This window comes from Bacteroidia bacterium (genome assembly GCA_040880525.1).
Classification (GTDB): Bacteria; Bacteroidota; Bacteroidia; order CAILMK01; family JBBDIG01; genus JBBDIG01.
Map to the genome: position 1 here is coordinate 89,790 of JBBDIG010000038.1, position 21,290 is coordinate 111,079.

The window sequence follows — 21,290 nt, forward strand, 5'->3', positions numbered from 1 at the left end:
TCTTCCTGAGTTATGTTCCGGAATATTCGCCTGCCACTTTCCTGAAAGCATCGGCAATTTCGCCCAGGGTGCAATATGCTTCCACGGCTTCTACAATATGCGGCATTAGGTTTTCCGAAGTGGCGGCCTTTTCCTCCAATCTCTTCAGCAAGGCGGCCACTTTCTCCGGGTTGCGAATGGCTTTCAGTTTCCGCAGTTCTTCGATCTGGTAATCTCGAATATTGTCATCCACGCTGAATACGTTCATCTGGGTCTGATCATCCGTTTCGTATTTATTTACCCCTACAATGATTCTTTCCTGCTCCTCCACCCTGGTTTGATACTCATAAGCTGCGCGCGCAATCTCATCCTGTATATATCCAGCTTCGATGGCACTTACAGAGCCACCCATTGCATCTATTCTTTCAATATACTCCCACGCTTTTGCTTCCAGTTCATCCGTAAGGGTTTCAACGAAATGGGAGCCGCCCATCGGATCGGCAGTGGCAGTGACCCCGCTTTCATGCGCAATGATCTGTTGTGTGCGCAAGGCAGTTTGGGCAGCTTGCTCGGTAGGGAGCGAAAGAGCCTCATCATAGCCATTGGTATGCAATGATTGCGTACCGCCCATTACAGCCGCCAGCGCCTGAAGCGCCACGCGCACCACATTATTCTCTGGCTGACGAGCGGTCAACGTAGATCCTCCCGTCTGGCTATGAAACCGCAGCATCATGGCTTTTTCATCCGTTGCGCCCATTTCCTTCATTATTCCCGCCCACATTCTCCGTGCAGCTCTGAACTTGGCAATCTCCTCAAAGAAATTGTTATGGGCATTAAAAAAAAACGAAAGCCGTCTGCCAAAGACGTTAATGTCTAACCCTTTTGCCAGGGCAGCATTTACATAAGCCTTTCCATTGGCCAGCGTAAACGCAAGTTCCTGCGCTGCCGTTGATCCGGCTTCTCTGATGTGATAGCCTGAAATTGAGATTGTATTCCAACGCGGCACCTCTTTACTGCAATATGCAAAAATATCAGTGATGAGGCGCATTGAAAATTTTGGAGGATATATATATGTACCGCGCGCGGCATATTCTTTAAGAATGTCGTTCTGTACCGTTCCGCTGATCTTTTTCAAGTCGGCTCCCTGTTTTTTTGCCAGGGCAATGTAAAGCGCCAGCAGGGTAGAAGCTGTGGCATTGATGGTCATCGAAGAGGTGATCTTCTCCAGGTTTATCCCATCGAAAAGAATCTCCATGTCCTGGAGCGAATCAATGGCTACACCTACCTTACCTACTTCTCCCTCAGAAAATTCATGATCCGAATCATACCCGATTTGCGTTGGCAGGTCAAAAGCCACCGAAAGTCCGGTGGTGCCGTGGCTCAGAAGATAATGATAGCGCTTGTTGGATTCCTCTGCCGTAGAGAAGCCTGCATACTGCCGCATCGTCCAAAGCCGGCTGCGATACATTTCTTCATGAATTCCGCGCGTGTAGGGGAACTTGCCGGGATACTCATTTCTTTCTTTATGGCTGGTGTAAACCCGCTTTATGGCTATACCTGAATCAGTTGTGTATTTAGCTTCTCTTTCCGAATCTGTCATGGTTCCCTTCCGTTCCGTTCTGTTCCCTGTTTGTATTTTAGGGATGTCTCGTCTTTAGTTCAAAGGTCTGGTTTTGGAGATTAAGATTCAACTATCAAACAGGTCAATTTATTAGTTATAATATATCTATCTTAAGTCTATTTTGGCCGGGAAAATAAATATTAATTAAAATTTGTGACGGATTTTTTAATGGTGATTTAGAAAAATCAAAACATTAAAACAAAATATGTTGATTAAAAAAAGAACGATTTCGGCAGGTTCAACCGTGAATTGAAAAAAGTTTCAGAAAAATTTGCGTAGTCAAATAACTACACTAATATTTGCAGCCAAATAGCTACATAATGAAGCTGAGACGAGACGTGTTCCAGGCAATAGCCGACCCAACCAGGAGGGCCATCCTGCTATTGGTAGCCTCACAAGCTATGACGGCAGGAGCGATCGCTTCAAACTTTGATACGGCAAGACCCACCGTTTCGAAGCACTTGCAGATCCTGACCGAATGCGAGCTGCTAAAGCCAGAGCAAAGCGGAAGAGAAATTTATTATCACATAAACCCCGGCAAAATCAAAGCTATTGCAGACTTTATTGAACCTTTTCGACAGATGTGGGATGACAGGTTTGATAAACTCGAAGCAATAATGAAAAAACATAAATAGAAATTTAATGACTCAAAAAACCCGGATAAATGCTCAGGAAGGCAAACAGGAATTGTTTATTTTCAGGGAATTCGATTTACCGCTTGAGTTGCTCTTCAGGGCGTATACAGAACCCGAAATTGTGGAGCAATGGATGGGAAATAAGGTGTTGAAGCTGGAATGCAGAAATCACGGCAGCTACCAATTTGAAACATCAGATGCCGATGGAAACGTGCTGCTTCGGTCAAACGGGGTTATCCACGAGTTTGGCATGAATAAGAAAATTACACGGACTTTTGAAATGGAAAATACGCCTTTTCCTGTCCAGCTTGAATTCCTGGAATTTGAAAAAACCTCGGATGACACCAGCAATCTGACTATACACATTATTTATAAATCAGTTGCAGACCGGGATAAAATGCTGCAATTGCCGTTTGCCAAAGGAATTAATATGGCGCATAATAAATTGCAAGAAGTTGTAGGCAAATTAAAATAATACGTTACGCCATGTGGAGATAAAAGGTACTTGAACTAAGAATTTTCAATAAGAAAGATGAACCGAACAAAAACACATCATGAAAAAGAGAGATAAAATTATCTATTGGATTGCCACGGTATGGCTGGCATTGGGAATGACTTCCGCTGGAATAGTGCAGATCATCAAAATAGAGGAAGAAGTTGAAATGATGAATCATTTAGGATATCCGACATATTTACTAACAATACTCGGAATCGGAAAAATTCTGGGAGTGATAGCCATCCTCATTCCTAAATTCCCCCTGCTTAAAGAATGGGCTTATGCCGGGTTTTTCTTTACAATGGTTGGGGCAATAACTTCTCACCTTATATTAAATGATTCATTTGGCGAAATATTCCCGCCTGTATTACTTTTGGTACTTATAGCTGTGTCCTGGTATTTCAGGCCTGCGGAGAGAAAAACAGTTTCAGTTAACCAAACCAGCGAATAACATGAAAAAGGAATTATCAGAGAATGAACATGAAACATTACTCAAAACTTCAAAAATGCGTTTTGAGAAAAATTTAGATCGCCATAAAGGAATTAAATGGTCTGAAGTACAAACCAAGCTTGAAGCGAATCCGGAAAAGTTATGGTCGCTCCATGCCATGGAAGAAACAGGCGGTGAACCTGACGTAGCAGGATTTGTCAAAAAGACTGGTGAGTATATTTTTTACGATTGCAGCGCGGAATCTCCTAAAGGCCGAAGGAGTATATGTTACGACCATGAGGCATTAGAATCGAGGAAAAAACACAAACCTAAGCACAGTGCAGTTGGCATGGCAGAGGAAATGGGCATTGAGCTACTAACGGAAGAACAATACCGGGAGCTGCAAAAGCTCGGAAAGTTTGACACCAAAACTTCCAGTTGGCTAAAAACTCCTGCTGACATCAGAAAACTGGGAGGAGCAATTTTCGGGGATTGGCGATTTGGTCAAGTATTTATTTATCACAATGGCGCTGAATCTTATTACGGTGCAAGAGGTTTCAGAGGCTTGTTAAAAGTTTAATTCCTAAGCAATTAATAATACCAGGTCTGATAAATTATCATTTCTGGCCGGCCAGCGGGTTTGGAAAATTATCTGATTCGTCCTCGTCTTCCCGTTCGCTGAGGCATTGGAAGTCTTTTTCAATAAGAAGGCGCAGCGGCTCGGTTTCTCCTTCCAGCGGTATAAGCTCCTCCATGCCGACCTCGGTTGGCAGCAGCCACTTTTCCCCGGCTTCCCGTGGGACAGTAACCAGGATCCGGGTTCCGTCAAATTCAGCCTGAAAGTCAGCTCCGGATTTGCCCGACCGCAGGATGTAATGAAGCTTCGTGCCGTTTGGAAATGCGATGGCAGCCAATACTTCTCCTACCTGCTGAAACCGGTCAACCTCCTGTTGCGTAAGCCGGAGCCGCAATGAGTTATTTCGTATTCTGATTTTCATTTATCCGATATGCGTTTGAATAAACATTAAAACCATTGTTCCGCGAAAAACCCAGCAGCGTAACACCCAGTTTTTCTGCCGTTTTCACTGCAAGGCTCGAAGGCGCACCTACAGCCGAAACCACAGGCACACCGGCCATCACAGCCTTCTGTACCAGCTCAAAACAACTGCGGCCACTCAGCACCACAATATGGCTGTGCAGCGGAACAAGGTTCGAAGATAATGCTGCGCCAATTATTTTGTCCAGTGCATTGTGGCGGCCAATATCTTCACGCATTAACAGCAATTCACCCGTGGCGGTAAACAGCGCAGCCGCGTGGAGTCCACCGGTATATTCAAATACATTCTGAGCTTGCCGCATTTTATCCGGCAAATTATGGAGCACATCTGCAAAAACGGTAACGGTTGCAGATACCGGAACCGGGCAAAGTTTTTCCAGCGTTTCAATGGAGGCTTTGCCGCAAATGCCGCAACTGGAATTTGTGTAAAAATGCCGTTGAAGGTCTTGCCAGTTTAGTGATTTTTCCGGCTTCAGTTCTACGCGCACTACGTTTTCACTTTCTTCGCCCCGGTGGTCTTTGCAATGGTTTATGTACGTTATTTCGTCCTGGCGTTGAATAATTCCTTCGGTGGAAAGAAATCCTATCACCAGTTCCAGGTCATGGCCTGGAGTGCGCATGGTGATGGCCAGGCTTTTCTGCTGCCGTTCTTCTTCCGGTCCAAATCCCAGGCGAATTTCCAGCGGCTCTTCTACCGCTACGAGATCTTGTTTTTCCTCGTGCAGGTTATTCTTATATTTCCGGATTTGAATGGGATGGACGAGAGAAGGCATGTCGTAATTTATTCAGGTGAAAATTAATTTCGTTTCAGTATTGTATTAAATATTTCAATCCATCCAACCCGCTTCGTAAAATAATTTATTTACAGCAAAAATTGCAAATAACCAATTGCCCAAATATGCATCCGGGAAGTTCTATTTCGTTGGCGTGGGTCTGAAAACCTCTATTTTCCCTTTAGTAATATCGGCCAGCTTGAAATCAGTCAATCCCACTTTTCGGCCGGTGGCGGCTATGTTCTGATGGGCAAGCACGAATTCTTTCTGCGAAGGTGTTTTATAAATAATAGCGGTGTGGTGCGACATGATTTCCTCGAACTGCATTCCATCCTCCATGTAGGTCAGGTGTACTCCCTTAAACTGCACAATATCTCCCGAATAAATACATTCTTTCTGCGGGTCAACCTCACGGCCAAAGCGATATTGGCCATCCCACTTCGCGTTAACGCTGTATAGCGCCTCTGCTGCCAGATCCCAGCATTCTCCGCGATCCACCTTCTTGCCAATCGTGCCGGAAACGTAAGAGACTATCTGCCTGTTGATTTCCGGCATCTTATCGCAATCCGAAGAACTGGCAGAGGCGGATGAATCTTCATTCTTTAAAGTAAAGGCATAGTTGCCTGAGATCAGAGGGATAATTGTCAGTATAATTATTAACTTGAATATTCTGGACATCATTTGTTCTTTTGATTTGTTGTTCCCCGTAAACCAACTTGTACGCCAATTTCCCTTCCACGTTTCTGCAAAGACACATTTCAGGTTGCCGATTATTTTTCAGGACAATGTCCGGTGGAACACCTATTCATTGCTGTGTCTCATTCGAGATAACCTTTCAGCGCCTCCACATAACTTTCGAATGCATTTATGCCCTTAGCCGTGATCTTGCAGGTTGTGAGCGGATAATTATCCCTGAACTTTTTCTGAACGGAAATATACCCTGCCGCCTGTAGCTTTTTAATTTGAATGCTAAGGTTACCAGCCGTGGCCCCGGTTTTATCCTTTAAAAAAGTAAAATCACCCTGCTCCGCACTCACGAGCAGCGACATGATGGCCAGGCGCAATTGAGAGTGCAGCAAAGGGTCCAGGTCTTTAAACAGGCTCATCCTTCCTCTGCTTTTTTCAGCATTAATCCCGGAATAATATATCCGGCAATGATAGCAAAGCTGAACATCAGTGATTTGAATTCTTCAAAAAAGAAAAATGAAATGATCCCGATAATCCAGAACAAAATACCGCCAACAATCAGCGGTTTGAATTTGAGTATACCTCCGGTTACAAATGTGGGCAACCCGGTAAGGATGATGATAAATGAGCCGGGATTCAAGCCGGTTCCTACGGTTGAAATTATCAGCAGCACTAAAGTAATTCCAAAAGAGCCCCACAGGTATCCAAAAATTCTGTCATAATAGGAGGGAACCCTTTCGCGATCATCTTTGCGCCCCTTCCACATGGCGGCAACAAAACCGGCCAGGCCCATTGCGGGCCACCCTATATAATGATGTTCGTAGTGGACGAGGTGTTCCAGCACGTACTCCATTACTCCGGCAATAGCGAGCAGCACTCCCCATAGCAGGAAATAGAAGCTGATGCCGGCAAAGCTGCGCTTGGCCCTGGAAATCATTTCATTGATCAGTTGCAGACTTTCCTGCGGGTTCATCTTTTCTGTGTGGTGCATAATGGTAGTCGTTTAAATATATTGCAAACATAAAGTAGTTTATGATATAAATCAAATTCATTCAAAAGGATTCGGAAGAATATAGGTCCTTCAAAGAAGCTATTTGCAATTGCTGCGTACCGCTAATTCCCGGCACATAACGGAAATGGGAAAGAAAATTCTGCTTTCCTTTTTATTTTAATAATAACTAAGAGAAATATACTTCTCGAAAATCCGCTAAATCCGTTCCATCCGCGTTCCTATCACCCGTGCAAATATTTCTGCGCCAACTGCACATAGACCTCAGCATTTTGCCTTACCGCTTCCTTTTGCTCCTCGTTTAATTGCTTCACCACTTTGCCGGGGGATCCTAGTACAACAGAGAAGTCAGGTATTTCGGATCCTTCAGTGATAAGGGCATTGGCACCTATGACGCAGAATTGGCCGATGCGGCAGTTGTTCAAAATGGTTGCGCCCATTCCGATCAAAGTATTGTCGCCAATTACAGAGCCGTGAACGATAGCGCTGTGGCCAATGATCACTTCGTGGCCAATGGTTACCGGCACGCCCGGGTCCACATGGATTACCGCATTGTCCTGGATATTGGTGCGGTCTCCCACAGTGATCTTGTCTTTATCAGAGCGCAATACGGCCCCGAACCACACAGAGCAATGGTCACCCAGGGTAACTTCTCCCATAACGGTGGCTGTGGGTGCCATAAATACTTCTTTTCCCAGTTTTACGCGCTTCTTCAGCGCCTCAATGTAAGCAGTCATGTTTCCTTTATTTTTGTGCAGATGGACATTCTTGCAAAACTAATGTCCCTTTTTTTGTTGATTGATCTGAAAAAAACTGATTTATGGATCTGCTGCTGACCAATATCAAAGGCCTTATACAAACAGAGGACGAACCGCGAAAATGCGTAAAAGGAACGTATATGCATGAACTGGCCGTTCTTGAAAATGCTTTTCTTTTTATTGAAAATGGGAAGATCCGGGATTTTGGCCTAATGGAAAATGCGGAGCAGCACATTGCACAAAAGGTAGATTGCAGCGGCCGCTTTGTTTTGCCCACATTTGTTGATTCGCACACGCACCTGGTTTTTGCTGCTACACGGGAGAAGGAATTCGAGATGCGGATAAAAGGTGCCACGTATGAAGAAATTGCGGCAGCCGGGGGTGGCATCCTGAATTCTGCGATGAGGCTACAACAGACCCCTGAAAATGAACTTTATGAAAGCGCACGAAAGCGGCTCCATGAAGTGATTAGCCTCGGCACGGGTGCCATCGAAATAAAATCCGGCTACGGCCTTTCATTGGAGGCAGAGCTGAAAATGTTGCGGGTCATAAGGCGGCTGAAGGAAAAAAGCCCCATTCCCATTAAAGCTACTTTTCTTGGCGCCCATGCTTTTCCTGCCGTATTTAAACAGCACCACGACCGGTACATTGGCATAATCATTAAAGATATGCTACCGCAAATTGCAGAAGAAGGCCTGGCCGATTACATGGACGTGTTCTGTGAGCGCAACTATTTTTCACCCGAAGAAACGGCCCGGTTGCTCGTGGCGGGTCTTGAGCATGGGCTTAAACCGAAAATCCATGTGAACCAGTTCAGCACTTCCGGAGGGATAAAGGTGGCGGTGGAACATAAAGCAGTTTCGGTGGATCATCTGGAGGTGCTGGCTGACGAAGATCTGGAGGCGCTGAGAGGTTCCGGTACCATTGCCACGCTGCTGCCGTCCTGCTCATTTTTCCTGGGTTTGGATTATGCGCCCGCGCGCAGACTCATGGAAGCCGATGTTCCGGTGGCCCTCGCCACCGATTACAATCCCGGTTCCACGCCTTCGGGGAATATGCCTTTCGTGGTGTCGTTGGCATGTTTGCGAATGAAAATGACACCTGCGGAAGCCATTAATGCCGCCACACTCAATGGGGCCGCAGCACTGGAAATTCAACATAAGGTGGGCAGCATCAGCCGGGGAAAACTGGCGAATGTGATAATTACTAGAAAAATGGATTCCCTGGCGTATTTGCCCTATGCGTTTGGGAGTGGCCACAACACGGTGGAGACGGTGATATTGAATGGAAAAGTGTGGGAAGAATAAATAAAGTTAAAAGTGTTTGTTTGAAATTTTGAGCAACGGGCTTGACACCCCCCTGCCCCCTCAAGGGGGGAGTATTAGCGCTGAAGCGCAATCGGACAAAAGCTGAGGGCTGGCATTAAGTAAGGAGAAATGGATAACTATTTAGGATCATGAATAATTCAAACACTAATCGTTCTTCAAGATTTGATTTTCACAATGCGACCTCCCAGGACGCAAATCCCCCCTTGAGGGGGGCGAAGGGGGGTGTTGATGCAAACGCTAAGACCTATCGCCCCACCCGAAAGCCTTTGCAACTCATTCAAATAATTTAATATTTGCCAAACCAACCATGAAAACCAAACTCCTCGAATGTGTGCCTAATTTCAGCGAAGGCCGCGATACCGCGAGAATACAGCAGATTGCCGAAGCTATTGAAATGGTGGCCGGAGTGAAGCTTTTGAATATTGACAGCGGAAAGGCGGCCAACCGTACGGTAATGACTTTTGCCGGAGAGCCGCAAGCCGTGGCGGAAGCCGCATTCCAGGCCATTCAAACTGCTGCTGAAGTGATTGATATGCGACAGCAAAAGGGCGCCCACCCGCGAATGGGCGCCACGGATGTATGTCCCTTCATTCCGCTGAATGGCTGCACGATGGCGGAAGCCGTTGGAGTGGCACGGGCTGTGGCAAAACGGGTGGGAGAAGAGCTGATGATTCCGGTTTTCCTTTATGAAGAAGCAGCTCTGCAAAAAGGGCGGACAAACCTCTCGCGCATCCGCAGGGGCGAGTATGAGGGCATGGCCGCCAAAATGCAACAGCCTGGATGGGAGCCGGATTTCGGGCCGGGCGAGCTGAACCCAAAAACGGGTGCAAGCGTAATCGGAGCGCGGGATTTCCTTATTGCATACAATATCAACCTTAACACAACTTCGGCTGAGAAGGCACATGAGGTGGCGGAGCAGATAAGGGAATCGGGCAGGCGGATAACGAGCGTGCATCCTGAAACCGGAGAGCAGCAGCACGAAATGGTACCAGGCACGCTGAAAAAAGTGAAGGCTTTGGGGTGGTTTATAGAAGAATATGGCCTGGCGCAAATTTCCATGAACCTGACGCATTTTCATACTACCTCCATCCACCAGGCTTTTGACGAGGCAACAAGGGTGGCGGAAGAAATGGGCCTGCGGGTCACCGGTTCTGAAATCGTGGGCATGGTGCCGCTGGAGGTAATGAAGCTGGCCGGGGAGCACTACTACAGGAAACAGGGAATGTCATCAGGCGTTTCAGATGAGGCGTTGGTGGAGATGGCCATCCGTTCATTGGGACTAAATGATTCAGTGGAATTTGATCCCAATCAAAAAATAATTGAATGGCGGCTAAGAAATTTGGAGGAATCTTAAAAAATTTAAAAGATCAACCATCTAAGAAGAAATAAATGGAAAAAGCAGATAAGATTAAATCGCTGGCAACAGAACTTGAGTTATTAATACCGGAAAACATTTAGCCTTTAATTATATTATCTTAATTGAAATAAGAAATAAGAGGGTCTTTCTGGTATTTTAATGAAGGCAGAAATATTAATTCCATAAGAAAAATGACGAAAGAAAAATTCAAGGGATTTAAAAGATTCGGAAAAGTTCTTTTGAAATCATCCAAGGAATATAAGCGCCATGATCCTGTGCGGCTGGCCGGAACGCTGGCATTCTGGACCATATTTGCCCTGCCGCCTATCCTGATCATTATCATTTCAATAGGTGGTTTTTTTATTGGGCCTGAAGATTTCGGAGATAAAGTGTATGATGAACTGAATTCGCTGATCGGTTCTCAAGGAACTCAAACTGTTCGGGATATTGTAAAAAGCTACAGTTCTATGGAAAGGAATGTGGCAGGTACCATTTTCGGGATCATTATTTTCCTGATGGCCTCAAGTACTTTTTTCGTTACCATACAAAATGCACTCAATACTATATGGCAGGTAAAGCCTAAACCTGTGCATAATTTCCTGAAGTTTTTGCAGGACAGGCTGCTCTCTTTCGGAATGATCATCAGTATCGGTTTTCTCTTTTTGGTTTCATTGATGATTGATGTGGCGGTGGCACTGGTCAGCAACCACCTGAGTGAAGTCCAGCCGGTGGTGATAAATATCCTGGTGCGGGCACTGCATTTCATTGTTACGTTTGGCCTGGAATGGCTGGTTTTTGCCAGCATCTTTAAGCTGCTGCCGGATGCAAAAGTGAAATGGCGCGTGGTATGGGTGGGGGCAGCCGTTACGGCATTGCTCTTTACTGTGGGGAAATATCTTATCGGGTTTGGCCTGGGGCAGAGCAATCTTGGCAGTATGTATGGCGCTGCCGGTTCGGTCGTTATCCTTCTGCTATGGGTATTTTATTCTGCTCTTATTCTGTTCTTCGGGGGAGAGATCACAAAGCAATATGCAGCGATGATTGATAAGCGGATTGAGCCGAAAGACCATGCTGTATTGATAGAAACACGGGAAGTGGAACAATCTGATAGCGGTTCCTCAGGCTGACGATCGTTGCTGTAAATTTCCGGAAAATGTGAAAACCATCATTCATCTGTACTAAACTTCTTTTTTTACGTTCTCTTTGCAGCAATTGATTTCTTGATATGAAAAGAATTTTCCTTTCGGTGCTGCTGTTTATGCCGCTATTGGCGTTGTCCCAGCCGGGCGGGCGAGCCGTTTATAAGTTTCTTGAATTGCCGGCATCTGCGCGGGCGGCTGCTCTGGGTGGCGTTCCCATCACTATTCTGGATGATGATCTGGCATTGGGGTTTCACAACCCATCGGTACTGAATCCGGAGATGGCTGACTGGTCTTCGCTCTCAATAACTGATTATTACAGCGATATATACTTTGGCAGTGCACTCTATGCACGCGAGCTGGAAAATATTGGCACCGCCTCAGCAGGGCTGCAATTCATCCGTTATGGCGATTTTGAGCTTGCCGATGAGTTTGGCAATCGTCTCGGCAATTTTACTGCAGGTGATTACAACCTGCAGGTTGGCCTCGGGCGCAAATACCAGAATCTGCACTATGGCGCCAACCTGAAGTTTATTTATTCATCTTATGAAAGTTACACCTCTGTGGGAGCTGCGCTGGATTTGGGAGCCACTTATTATAATCCGAAAAACGAATTGCTCGGTTCCATTGTGCTGAAGAATGTGGGACTGCAATTCAGTTCGTATTCCGGCAATGGAAGCGAGCCGCTGCCATTTCAGATCCAGGCCGGGTTTTCAAAGCGGCTGCTGCATACGCCATTTCGCTTCCACGTCATTTTGCACGACCTTCAGCAATTTGATCTCACCTTTGTGAATCCTGAACGCGATACCCGTTTTAATCTGGAGACAGGGGAGGAGGAGGTTGATGAACCACCTTACAGCGAAAAAATATTCCGCCATTTCATTATTGGTACGGAGCTTTTGCTCAACGAGAATTTTCATATTGAATTTGCTTACAACCACCAGCGCAGAAAGGAAATGCTGCTTGACAGCCGGAAAGGGCTTGTCGGGTTCTCCTATGGACTGGGATTCCGCGTCAATCGCTTCCATATTGATTTTGGCAGGTCTACTTACCATATTGCCGGTGCTACCAATCATTTTACCATCGCCACCAACTTTAAGCAATGGACAAAAAAAGAGAATTAGTATAGATCGTTTCTGGTTCTCAAATAGTCGGTCCAACTGTTTCGCTTTCCCGGTCTGAAACATTATTCCTTGAAAAAAATACTGGCATCCATTTTTTTAAAGTTCACAGGCTGGAAGGTGACTTTTCAGGCCACACCGGAGATGGCGCATTCCGTGATGGTGGCCGCTCCGCATACGTCAAACTGGGATTTTCCGCTGGCGCTTGCAGTATTTTGGTACAAAGGCCTCAATATTAAATATTTCATAAAATCAAATTATACGAACGGCCCTTTTGGCTGGTTTTTCAATTGGACAGGCGCAATAGGTGTAAACAGAAACAAGAAGCAGAACCGGCTCACCGACTTCGCCATTGAATTAATGAAAGAACGGAAGAAGCTGGTGCTGTTGGTTCCTGCTGAAGGCAGCCGCAAGTGGGTGAAGAAATGGCGCTCAGGATTTTATCACATTGCCAGAGCTTCCGGCAGGCCCATCAGCCTGGGATACCTGGACTATGGAAAGAAGGAAGCCGGAGTAATGGATGTATTTTATCCCACAGGAAATTTTGAAAAAGATATGCTTTACATCCAGGAATCATATCAAGGTATAAAAGCCAGGCATCCGGAAAACTACAATCCCCGGATATTTTAATGCTGAAACTGGATAAGGCTGGGCAGCTTTTCCAGGCCTCCTTGCTGGCTATAAGTAGCGTACCATTTCCATCGCCATTTCCGGTTTTTGCAATGCTCTGAATCCAAATCTCTCATACAGCAAGTGTGCATCTTTGGTCATCAGCAACCATTTTCTCACATCTTCAAAATCAGGATAATTAAGTACGTATTGCATCAGCTTCCGGCCATATCCTTTCCCCCGGAACTCACTGAGCACAAAAACATCGGCCAGGTAAGCAATCGTAACATAGTCCGTTACTACCCGCGCAAAACCAGCTTGCCTGCCATTTTCAAATATTCCGAAGCAAAGCGAGCTGTCCATTATCTTCTGTAATTGCTCCGGGGTTCTGCCCTTAGCCCAGTATGCTTCTCCGGATAAGTAGTTAAGGATCATATCAAAATCCATTTGCTCTTTGCCGGTGCTTATTCCATCGAAATATGAAGGGAGAGGTTTTTCCATTTGTGTCGGCCGTCCGTAAAAACGTCTTTTTTTTTGAAAAAATGTAGCTGCCTGGCTTCAAAGTTAAATTCCTGTGATTTAACTTGCGCAAGGTTTGAAGAAAGAACCTGATTTTAATCTGTAAAATTTATCATTCAAAAATTAACAACTATGAAAAAATTGATGCTTTACTGTTTGCCCCTCCTTATTGTTTTTGCCTCATGCAAAAAAGATAAAGATGGTGATGATTTACCGCAAATTCCTGAAACGGCCTGTTACATTACCAGTCAAAAAATAGTAGGTTCCTCTTATGATACCTATGAGTACGATGATGACGACAATCTTGTAACGATCAATCATGAAGGGCCAAGCGGATCTATAGGCCGCACTGAATACATCTGGGAAAATGGCCAGAACGTGAAGATCTCCAGATACACTGCCGCAAATGATCTTGTTTATTTCTATGATATAAAATACACTGACGGGGAGGTTTCCAGCGCTGAGCGCAACGATTATATTCCACGGGACAGTCGTTTTGGCGTAACTGAAAAGGATACTATCGTAAGCGAAAACGGAAAGATCAAAGAATACTACACATACATCAACTTTGGTACTGAATGGAGACTCCGGGATTATACCATTATCGATTATGACGCGAATGGAAACGGCATCAAGCGAACAAGATACGACAGCGGAGATATCATGACTGGAATTACTGAGTTGGATGTGGATAATGCCAAAAAGAGCCCACAACGCTTTTTCGAAACAGCGCTTGTTGTGCCATCAAAAAATTTGGCTACTGAGGTCAGAACCTACGGCCCAATGGGAGGGCTTGAGACCACAACTATTGTTACGGTAGAAGAGGAAAATGAGCATAATTATCCTCTCGATATGACATCAAAACAAAAAGGAAGTTCCAGCGGTGCTCAGGTGCTTTATACTTACAACTGCAAGTAACCTTGCCTTTTCCAAACTTAAAAGGGGTGAACGAGAAATTAATTTCGTTCACCTTTTTTTTTGTTTAAATGGCTTTAACTTTTTCAATAGCTCACGAATTAATTGGTGGGTATTGAAGCGGAAACAACCAAGCAAAATGGTTTACGTTTATATTCGACTTTCCTCACGGTTAGAACCGTGCATTATAGGTTGTTATCAAAATGCGGATTGTTTTATTGATCACCGGTGGCGCTTCTAAAGCCATTAAAATATGATCCCGAAATTAAGTCGGAAAGGAGACTCATAAATTGAGGTAGAAGGTTTATAGAGCAGGTCCATCAGAAGCAATACTTCAATATGGCCGCGTCTCCCCAGACTTTGCCGGATGCCTCCCCCTAAAGGCAATGCAGGAGTCCATTTCCTTTCATACGATAATTTATTCTCATTATAGAATTCAGCATTTAATAATTCATACTCACCGTGGGCAATAAATTTCTCCAAAAAATAATACCGGGAAAATAAGCGTCCGCCATATACGGATGTTGAAATATTAAAATAATTACTTTTATAATAAATATAAGTTCCACCCACACCGGCTGCAAAATTTGGCGTTAATCGAAGTCCCGTTAGCGGTGAAACATTGATATAGGTAACATTCCCAAAACTTGCACCCCCGGTTCCCCCGAAAAATATTTTCTCCTTCACAAATTCCCAGGCTGTAGTCGTATCATCAGACTCAGCGGAAACCTCCCTATCCTGGTTGTCTTCAGCAGCAGGCCGTTCTTCCTGTGCAAACGTCAACATTGGACAGAGCACTAGGAAAGCTATTATTTGAATGTATTTCATTTTGCCGGAATATTTATTCATTGCTTGTTCAAATTGGCAAACCGTCTGCCAATCTATTGCACACACTGCCGGGAAACAGACGATAGGCAGAACCTTGAAAATCAGCTTAAAAAGAAAGGCTCTTACTTTACTCATCGGCCCGATCCTGCATTATATGTCATTCTTACCGCTTATTCTTCAACATGCGGCCACAATTGCTCGTAGGCTATAAGCGTTGCCACAATTTCCTGACGTATTCAGATGATTAGTGACAGATTTACAACCGATATGCAATGCTTTTGGTTGGTGAATAAATTGATAGCAAAGGTTATAAATTACAGTGTTTTAGAATTGAACAATTAAAAGACAATCATGAACTTCAATAATTTCACAATAAAGGCCCAGGAAGCCGTGCAGAAAGCACAGGAAATCGTACTTGGAAATCAACAACAAGCCATCGAACCAGCACATATCTTAAAGGGGATGCTCATGGAAGACGAGAACGTGGTCGGCCATCTGCTAAAGAAACTCAACGTGAACGTGCAGCGCGTGACACAGGTGCTGGATCAAATGATCAACAAATTCCCCAAAGTATCAGGTGGGCAGGCCTATCTTTCTTCGTCTTCTAATAATGCGTTGCAAAAGGCGCTTTCATACTTAAAGGAGTTTGGGGACGAATACGTCTCCGTAGAACATATACTGCTGGGGCTGCTCAATGCAGGCGACCAGGTAGCCCAACTGCTGAAGGACAGCGGGGTAACAGAGAAAGAACTAAAGCTGGCCATAGAGCAGTTGCGCGGAGGCAGTAAGGTAACTGACCCCAATGCGGAGGCCAAGTACAATGCCTTGGACAAATACGCAAAGAACCTGAACGAGCTTGCCCGCTCCGGTAAGCTTGACCCCGTAATTGGCCGCGATGAGGAAATCAGGCGCGTCATCCACATCCTGAGCCGCAGGACCAAGAACAATCCAATCCTGATTGGTGAGCCGGGTGTGGGCAAAACGGCCATTGCCGAGGGAATTGCCTACCGCATGGTAAATGGCGATGTACCCGAAACCCTGAAGACCAAAACGATTTTCAGCCTGGACATGGGCGCACTGATAGCCGGGGCCAAATACAAAGGCGAATTTGAGGAAAGGCTAAAAGCCGTGGTAAAAGAGGTGATAGGCAGCAACGGCCAGATTGTTCTTTTTATAGATGAAATCCATACGCTGGTGGGGGCAGGAGCCTCAGAAGGTGCGATGGATGCTGCCAATATTCTGAAACCCGCCCTGGCGCGTGGCGAATTGCGGGCAGTAGGAGCCACTACATTAAATGAGTACCAAAAGTATTTTGAAAAGGACAAGGCGTTGGAAAGGCGCTTTCAGAAGGTAATTATTGATGAGCCGGATGTAGAAGATGCCATATCTATTCTTCGCGGACTGAAAGAGCGCTACGAAACCTACCATAAGGTGCGCATCAAGGACGAAGCAATTATTGCTGCGGTAGAGCTTTCGCAGCGATACATCAACGACCGCTTTTTGCCAGACAAGGCCATTGACCTGATTGACGAATCTGCCGCCAAAATCCGCATTGAGATTGACAGCCTCCCTGAAGAGCTGGACGAAATGGAGCGTAAAATCCGCCAGCTCGAAATAGAGCGTGAAGCCATAAAACGTGAGAAGGACGAAGCCAAACTGGAAAAGCTGAACCGTGAACTGGCCGAATTGAACGACAAGCGCTCTGAGATAAAATCGCGCTGGCAGGAGGAGAAAGAGGTGGTGGACAACATTCAGCAGGCCAAGCAGGATATAGAAAATTACAGGCTGCAGGCTGAACAGGCTGAACGCAGCGGGGAATATGAGAAAGTTGCAGAATTGCGCTACGGAAAAATTAAGGAATCGGAAGCGAGATTGCAGGAATTACAAAAACAGCTTTCAGAAGAACAGAAGGAAAATCCGCTGATAAAGGAAGAAGTTGATGCAGAAGATATTGCCGCCATCGTATCGCGGTGGACGGGCATTCCCGTGACACGGATGCTGGAGAGCGAGCGCGAAAAACTGCTGAAGATGGAGGAAGTGCTGCACAACCGGGTCATCGGCCAGGAAGAGGCGATCACCGCCATTGCTGATTCAGTGAGGCGCAACCGTGCCGGCCTCAGCGATCCCAACAAGCCCATCGGCTCGTTTATTTTTCTCGGCCCCACAGGTGTTGGAAAAACGGAACTGGCAAAATCGCTCGCCTGGTTCCTCTTTAATGACGATAGCATGATGACCCGCATTGACATGAGCGAATACCAGGAGCGCCACGCTGTATCGCGCCTCATCGGTGCGCCTCCAGGATACATTGGCTATGAGGAAGGCGGCCAGCTCACCGAGGCCGTGCGCAGAAAACCCTACTCCGTGGTGCTGCTTGACGAGATCGAAAAGGCGCATCCTGACGTGTTCAACATCCTGTTACAAGTGCTGGACGATGGCCGGCTTACCGACAACAAAGGCCGGATGGTAAACTTCAAGAATACCATCATCATCATGACCAGCAATCTTGGTAGCCATATCATTCAGGAGAACTTCTCCAAAGCGCAAAGCGATGGGAATGAATTCGGCACCTACGAAACCACCAAAGTGGAAGTCTTTGGCCTGCTGAAAAAGACCATACGCCCGGAATTCCTGAACCGGATTGACGACATCATCATGTTTACCCCGCTAAGGAAAGAAGATGTGAAGCAGATCGTAAGCCTGCAATTCCACAACGTGCAGGAGATGATGAAGAAAAACGGAATAGACATGGAAATAACGCCCGAAGCCGTAGATGCCCTGGCCAACCTCGGCTACGAACCCGAATTCGGTGCGCGCCCCCTCAAACGCCTCATGCAGCGCGAAATCCTCAACGACCTCTCCAAGCGCATCCTCTCCGGCAACATCAGCCGCGAAGGCAAAATCATCGTGGACTACATGGGTGGGAATATTGTGTTTCGGCAGCCGGAGGAGGTTGCTTCTTCTTAATGTTGAATTTTAAGTTTTAAGTTTTGAGTAGAAAACGGTGCTGCGGGGGTGGTGCCGCTTTTTTTTTAGTTAACTCAACCTTAGTTTGCAGCCCTATAAGCGAAATGCTGAAAGAAACTATATTTGCTTCCGACACCACATATTCAAAATTACCCTTGAACTGCACATTTGATAACTGCTCACTGGAGGTTTATAACACTGAAGAAAAGAAGTGTCTCTTTCATGCCCAGGATAAGATGGGTTTATCTTTGGAAGATTTTAATAAGAATTTTAATCATTTTCTTCATTTTTCCAATAATTGCCAGGGATTCATATTTCATTATCCGCTAAAGATTGATTACAATGAAAATACCTTTGGCTACGTAAACTTTACTGATTGTGTTTTTAATGAGGATGTTTTACTTAAAAATTTCAGTATTGAAGGCGAATGGGATTTTTCTTATTCTCATTTTAAAGGACATTTTTCACTTATAAAAGTAACTCTTACTGCTGCCTATGCCAATTTGAGGCTAACAGGAATAATTGTGGATAAAAACCTAAGCCTTAGCCAGATTGTAATACCTGAGAATGCGGCTTCTTGTATCTATTGCTTCTACATGTCGGTTAGGGGAGAATTAGCGTTAGTTGGCATGAAACAAACAAGAACAGGTGTGATAGTCGTAGATGGCTGCACGATCAATAAATTTAGAATTGAAGGGAATGCCTTAAGGGGGTTAAATATTCGGAATTCGAAGATTGAGACTGAATTCAAAATAAACGGCTCTCAGCTATCCGGTTCTAAAATCACCAATATATCACTAGAGAAGAGTGCAGAGTTTATTATTAAAGATGTAAAACCACTTGAAAGCACCAATTTTGAAAATCATACTATATTGATTGAAAACATAGTGTTTAATCCCTATAAAACATTATTTAAGAATTTTATGTACTCGTATGATAACAAAGATCCAGTGTTGCAATTTAAATATTGTGATCTAAGCAGTTCTTATTTTGAGAGGTGTGATTTTACTAATATTTTACTTTTTTCTAGTAAATTTGAACATGCGATTTTTTTGGATAGCACATGGGGTAAAATTAGAAGGAGTGTGTTACAAAGCATCAAAATGGTTCAGCAAGACCATTATATGTGTGAACACATTAAGAAATTAGAAGAAGACCAGAAAGTAAAGGTTAGTGGCGAGGAGATCGCAAACATGTACAGCCAGCTCAAGGCTTCTTATGATAGCAGTAAAAAATTTGATCAAGCGGGAGCTTTTTATCTCCATGAAATGGAACTAAAAAGAGCGATAAATAAACGCAGGAAGAAAATTGGATCTTATATTATCCAGTCGATAATTTGGTACTTTTCCGGGTATAGTCAAAAGCCGTTTAGGAGTTTAGGATGGGCACTCTTCATTTTTGTTGCTTTTACAATCTATAATTTTCTGGGTGGGTTAAAGATATTTACCCAATCTAATTATTTGATTAAGTCAGTTAACTATGATCTTGCATGGTCGTTAGATTTTTTCAGTTCAACCCAGTTTTATGAGGATTTTGCACAATCGCTATCTTTTAGTTTTATAAAAATCCTTCCTTTCAATTACTATCGTCAATATGAATTACTGGTCGTGCCAGATGGAGCTCCTAACATTAACCTAGTCATTGGGGTTGTTTATTCATTTATTGTTTTGGCTCTTATTGCCTCTACCATTATAGGAATTAGAAGAATGGTAAAACGATTTTAAAAGACTTTTAAATTATTTTTATTAGATTTGCTCGTATGGAATGAAAATCCAAGTTTTATACTCTATAACTAATAATCTTCCTTATGCTAACAGATGTTTTGACCTATGATTTAGATGTCGTCTTTTGCGGCACTGCAAAAGGAGAGGCTTCTGCCCGTTTGGGGTATTACTATGCTGGCCCAGGAAATAAATTCTATGGCATACTTCACCAAGTCGGCTTCACCCCTGATCGACTCCTGCCAAAGGATTGCTATGGAATCAATCAATATAGAATTGGATTAACTGATTTGGTCCACACGGAATTCGGCAATGACAATCAAATAAAAAATGAGAGTTATGATGTAGACGGATTTCTTGAAAAAATGAAAAAATATCAACCTAGTTTTATAGCTTTTAATAGTAAGAAAGGTGCCTCATTTGTACTTGGATATAAAGGAGTTACGGGTTTGGTAGAATATGGGTTGCAGGACAAAATGATTGGAGGGTCCAAATTATATGTGCTTCCTTCAACATCTGGTTCAGCCCGTAGATATTGGGATGATAAGTATTGGTATGAACTAAAATCTTTATTAGCTTCTAATAAATAAGTAAAACCTCCCGCTGGCGCGCGTTTAGCGATAGCGTAACGCGTGTCCTTCCCGTTCCTCAACCTCCATCTGGCGCGAACATCAGCTCGTGCCTAACGCCCGCTTAGGCAATTAGCTTAACACCTGCCAGCAGCCCCTTCCCTCCGCTATAGTCCAATGCACTGCTGTATAACCAATGATGCGGCTCAGCCACCAACCCTGCCTTCACAGGGTTTACATGAATGTAATCAAGCTTTTGCTGTATCATTTCATTGGTGCTCAATTCAATTGGGTTATTGTGTTGCTGCCAAAATTGAAAGCCTTTGTTGTGCTTGTTCTTTTTTTCAGCCCTTTCCATCATCCAAAGCATCCATTCCCTGCGGCTTTCCTGCGGGTGCATTTGGATCAGTTCCCTCAGCTTGGTGGCAGTGTGCCTTTTCATATCCCGCAGGATATTTTGGGTATGAGACCTCCAAGGTTTTCAAAACCTTGGAGGTCTGGGTAAAGTAGCACCAGCTATCCATTAGCAGTTCTTTGTACTCGTCCTTTATGAATACACCTAGCCAGTTCAACACGGTAAAACTGATGAAGTGCAATCCTTCCTGGTTATGGAACTTATATTTTCTGCTCATGGATGAAAGGTATTGATTTAGCGGTTACTTTGAATGGGTGCTGTACCAATCAGGCGTGGAAGGCACGAGCGAATGCTCGCGCCAGGATGGGGTGTCTTGTCCTGAAATAGGTTTACACTAAACGTAAACCCAAACATGGAAAG

General features: G+C 44.6%; 24 protein-coding genes. 13 read left to right on the plus strand and 11 right to left on the minus strand.

The window, feature by feature from the left end; all coding sequences use genetic code 11:
* Positions 1–10 precede the first annotated feature (10 nt).
* A complete protein-coding gene (locus tag WD077_11330) occupies positions 11–1,579 on the minus strand; it encodes a methylmalonyl-CoA mutase family protein (GenBank protein ID MEX0967822.1) in 1,569 nt (522 codons plus the stop codon).
* 341 nt (positions 1,580–1,920) lie between these two features.
* Between WD077_11330 and WD077_11335 the strand changes: the two genes are divergently transcribed.
* The 4 genes from WD077_11335 to WD077_11350 all read left to right on the plus strand — a co-directional run bounded on the left by WD077_11335 (position 1,921) and on the right by WD077_11350 (position 3,741).
* A complete protein-coding gene (locus WD077_11335) occupies positions 1,921–2,235 on the plus strand; it encodes a metalloregulator ArsR/SmtB family transcription factor (protein MEX0967823.1) in 315 nt (104 codons plus the stop codon).
* 7 nt (positions 2,236–2,242) lie between these two features.
* Positions 2,243–2,710: an SRPBCC domain-containing protein gene (locus WD077_11340; GenBank protein ID MEX0967824.1), complete on the plus strand. Its 468-nt coding sequence runs from the start codon at positions 2,243–2,245 to the stop codon at positions 2,708–2,710.
* 79 nt (positions 2,711–2,789) lie between these two features.
* Positions 2,790–3,182 carry a DoxX family protein gene (locus WD077_11345; protein MEX0967825.1) on the plus strand — a complete coding sequence of 131 codons (393 nt, stop codon included), beginning with the start codon at positions 2,790–2,792 and terminating at the stop codon, positions 3,180–3,182.
* A 1-nt stretch (position 3,183) separates the two neighbouring features.
* Positions 3,184–3,741: a DUF4256 domain-containing protein gene (locus tag WD077_11350; protein ID MEX0967826.1), complete on the plus strand. Its 558-nt coding sequence runs from the start codon at positions 3,184–3,186 to the stop codon at positions 3,739–3,741.
* A 37-nt stretch (positions 3,742–3,778) separates the two neighbouring features.
* Here the strand turns inward: WD077_11350 and WD077_11355 are convergent, their stop codons facing one another.
* The 6 genes from WD077_11355 to WD077_11380 all read right to left on the minus strand — a co-directional run bounded on the left by WD077_11355 (position 3,779) and on the right by WD077_11380 (position 7,424).
* A complete protein-coding gene (locus WD077_11355) occupies positions 3,779–4,159 on the minus strand; it encodes a hypothetical protein (protein MEX0967827.1) in 381 nt (126 codons plus the stop codon).
* Positions 4,137–4,991, minus strand: coding sequence for a formate dehydrogenase accessory sulfurtransferase FdhD (fdhD, locus tag WD077_11360; GenBank protein ID MEX0967828.1), 855 nt, complete (start codon positions 4,989–4,991; stop codon positions 4,137–4,139). The genes WD077_11355 and fdhD overlap by 23 nt, the downstream gene beginning before the upstream one ends.
* A gap of 141 nt (positions 4,992–5,132) precedes the next feature.
* A complete protein-coding gene (locus WD077_11365; protein ID MEX0967829.1) occupies positions 5,133–5,672 on the minus strand; it encodes a hypothetical protein in 540 nt (179 codons plus the stop codon).
* Positions 5,673–5,809: 137 nt separating this feature from the next.
* Positions 5,810–6,097 carry a transcriptional regulator gene (locus tag WD077_11370; GenBank protein MEX0967830.1) on the minus strand — a complete coding sequence of 96 codons (288 nt, stop codon included), beginning with the start codon at positions 6,095–6,097 and terminating at the stop codon, positions 5,810–5,812.
* Complete coding sequence (locus tag WD077_11375) at positions 6,094–6,669, minus strand: hypothetical protein (protein ID MEX0967831.1); 576 nt, start codon at positions 6,667–6,669, stop codon at positions 6,094–6,096. The genes WD077_11370 and WD077_11375 overlap by 4 nt, the downstream gene beginning before the upstream one ends.
* A 242-nt stretch (positions 6,670–6,911) precedes the next feature.
* Entirely contained in the window at positions 6,912–7,424 is a 513-nt protein-coding gene (locus WD077_11380; GenBank protein MEX0967832.1) for a gamma carbonic anhydrase family protein, read from the minus strand.
* 83 nt (positions 7,425–7,507) lie between these two features.
* Between WD077_11380 and hutI the strand changes: the two genes are divergently transcribed.
* The 5 genes from hutI to WD077_11405 all read left to right on the plus strand — a co-directional run bounded on the left by hutI (position 7,508) and on the right by WD077_11405 (position 13,020).
* Positions 7,508–8,752, plus strand: coding sequence for an imidazolonepropionase (hutI, locus tag WD077_11385; protein MEX0967833.1), 1,245 nt, complete (start codon positions 7,508–7,510; stop codon positions 8,750–8,752).
* A 328-nt stretch (positions 8,753–9,080) separates the two neighbouring features.
* Positions 9,081–10,127 carry a glutamate formimidoyltransferase gene (gene ftcD, locus WD077_11390; protein ID MEX0967834.1) on the plus strand — a complete coding sequence of 349 codons (1,047 nt, stop codon included), beginning with the start codon at positions 9,081–9,083 and terminating at the stop codon, positions 10,125–10,127.
* Between the two features lie 194 nt (positions 10,128–10,321).
* Positions 10,322–11,257: a YihY/virulence factor BrkB family protein gene (locus tag WD077_11395; GenBank protein MEX0967835.1), complete on the plus strand. Its 936-nt coding sequence runs from the start codon at positions 10,322–10,324 to the stop codon at positions 11,255–11,257.
* A gap of 98 nt (positions 11,258–11,355) precedes the next feature.
* Positions 11,356–12,393 carry a type IX secretion system protein PorQ gene (gene porQ, locus WD077_11400; GenBank protein MEX0967836.1) on the plus strand — a complete coding sequence of 346 codons (1,038 nt, stop codon included), beginning with the start codon at positions 11,356–11,358 and terminating at the stop codon, positions 12,391–12,393.
* Between the two features lie 69 nt (positions 12,394–12,462).
* Positions 12,463–13,020 carry a 1-acyl-sn-glycerol-3-phosphate acyltransferase gene (locus WD077_11405; protein ID MEX0967837.1) on the plus strand — a complete coding sequence of 186 codons (558 nt, stop codon included), beginning with the start codon at positions 12,463–12,465 and terminating at the stop codon, positions 13,018–13,020.
* A 48-nt stretch (positions 13,021–13,068) separates the two neighbouring features.
* Here the strand turns inward: WD077_11405 and WD077_11410 are convergent, their stop codons facing one another.
* Positions 13,069–13,500, minus strand: a complete 432-nt coding sequence (locus WD077_11410; GenBank protein MEX0967838.1) for a GNAT family N-acetyltransferase — start codon at positions 13,498–13,500, stop codon at positions 13,069–13,071.
* A 150-nt stretch (positions 13,501–13,650) separates the two neighbouring features.
* Between WD077_11410 and WD077_11415 the strand changes: the two genes are divergently transcribed.
* Positions 13,651–14,436, plus strand: a complete 786-nt coding sequence (locus tag WD077_11415) for a hypothetical protein (GenBank protein ID MEX0967839.1) — start codon at positions 13,651–13,653, stop codon at positions 14,434–14,436.
* Between the two features lie 243 nt (positions 14,437–14,679).
* Here WD077_11415 and WD077_11420 read toward each other — a convergent pair whose 3' ends face one another.
* Entirely contained in the window at positions 14,680–15,261 is a 582-nt protein-coding gene (locus WD077_11420) for a hypothetical protein (protein MEX0967840.1), read from the minus strand.
* A gap of 351 nt (positions 15,262–15,612) precedes the next feature.
* Here WD077_11420 and clpB point away from each other — a divergent pair, with 351 nt between their 5' ends.
* From clpB to WD077_11435, 3 genes are all read left to right on the plus strand, one after another.
* Positions 15,613–18,225, plus strand: coding sequence for an ATP-dependent chaperone ClpB (gene clpB / locus WD077_11425; GenBank protein MEX0967841.1), 2,613 nt, complete (start codon positions 15,613–15,615; stop codon positions 18,223–18,225).
* Positions 18,226–18,248: 23 nt separating this feature from the next.
* Positions 18,249–19,949 (plus strand): hypothetical protein, encoded by a 1,701-nt coding sequence (locus tag WD077_11430; protein ID MEX0967842.1) that lies wholly within the window; start codon positions 18,249–18,251, stop codon positions 19,947–19,949.
* 83 nt (positions 19,950–20,032) lie between these two features.
* Positions 20,033–20,536 carry a mismatch-specific DNA-glycosylase gene (locus WD077_11435; protein MEX0967843.1) on the plus strand — a complete coding sequence of 168 codons (504 nt, stop codon included), beginning with the start codon at positions 20,033–20,035 and terminating at the stop codon, positions 20,534–20,536.
* 103 nt (positions 20,537–20,639) lie between these two features.
* Here the strand turns inward: WD077_11435 and WD077_11440 are convergent, their stop codons facing one another.
* Positions 20,640–20,957 carry a transposase gene (locus WD077_11440; protein ID MEX0967844.1) on the minus strand — a complete coding sequence of 106 codons (318 nt, stop codon included), beginning with the start codon at positions 20,955–20,957 and terminating at the stop codon, positions 20,640–20,642.
* Positions 20,860–21,147: a hypothetical protein gene (locus WD077_11445; GenBank protein MEX0967845.1), complete on the minus strand. Its 288-nt coding sequence runs from the start codon at positions 21,145–21,147 to the stop codon at positions 20,860–20,862. Before WD077_11445 ends, WD077_11440 begins: the two co-directional genes overlap by 98 nt.
* Positions 21,148–21,290: the final 143 nt, after the last annotated feature.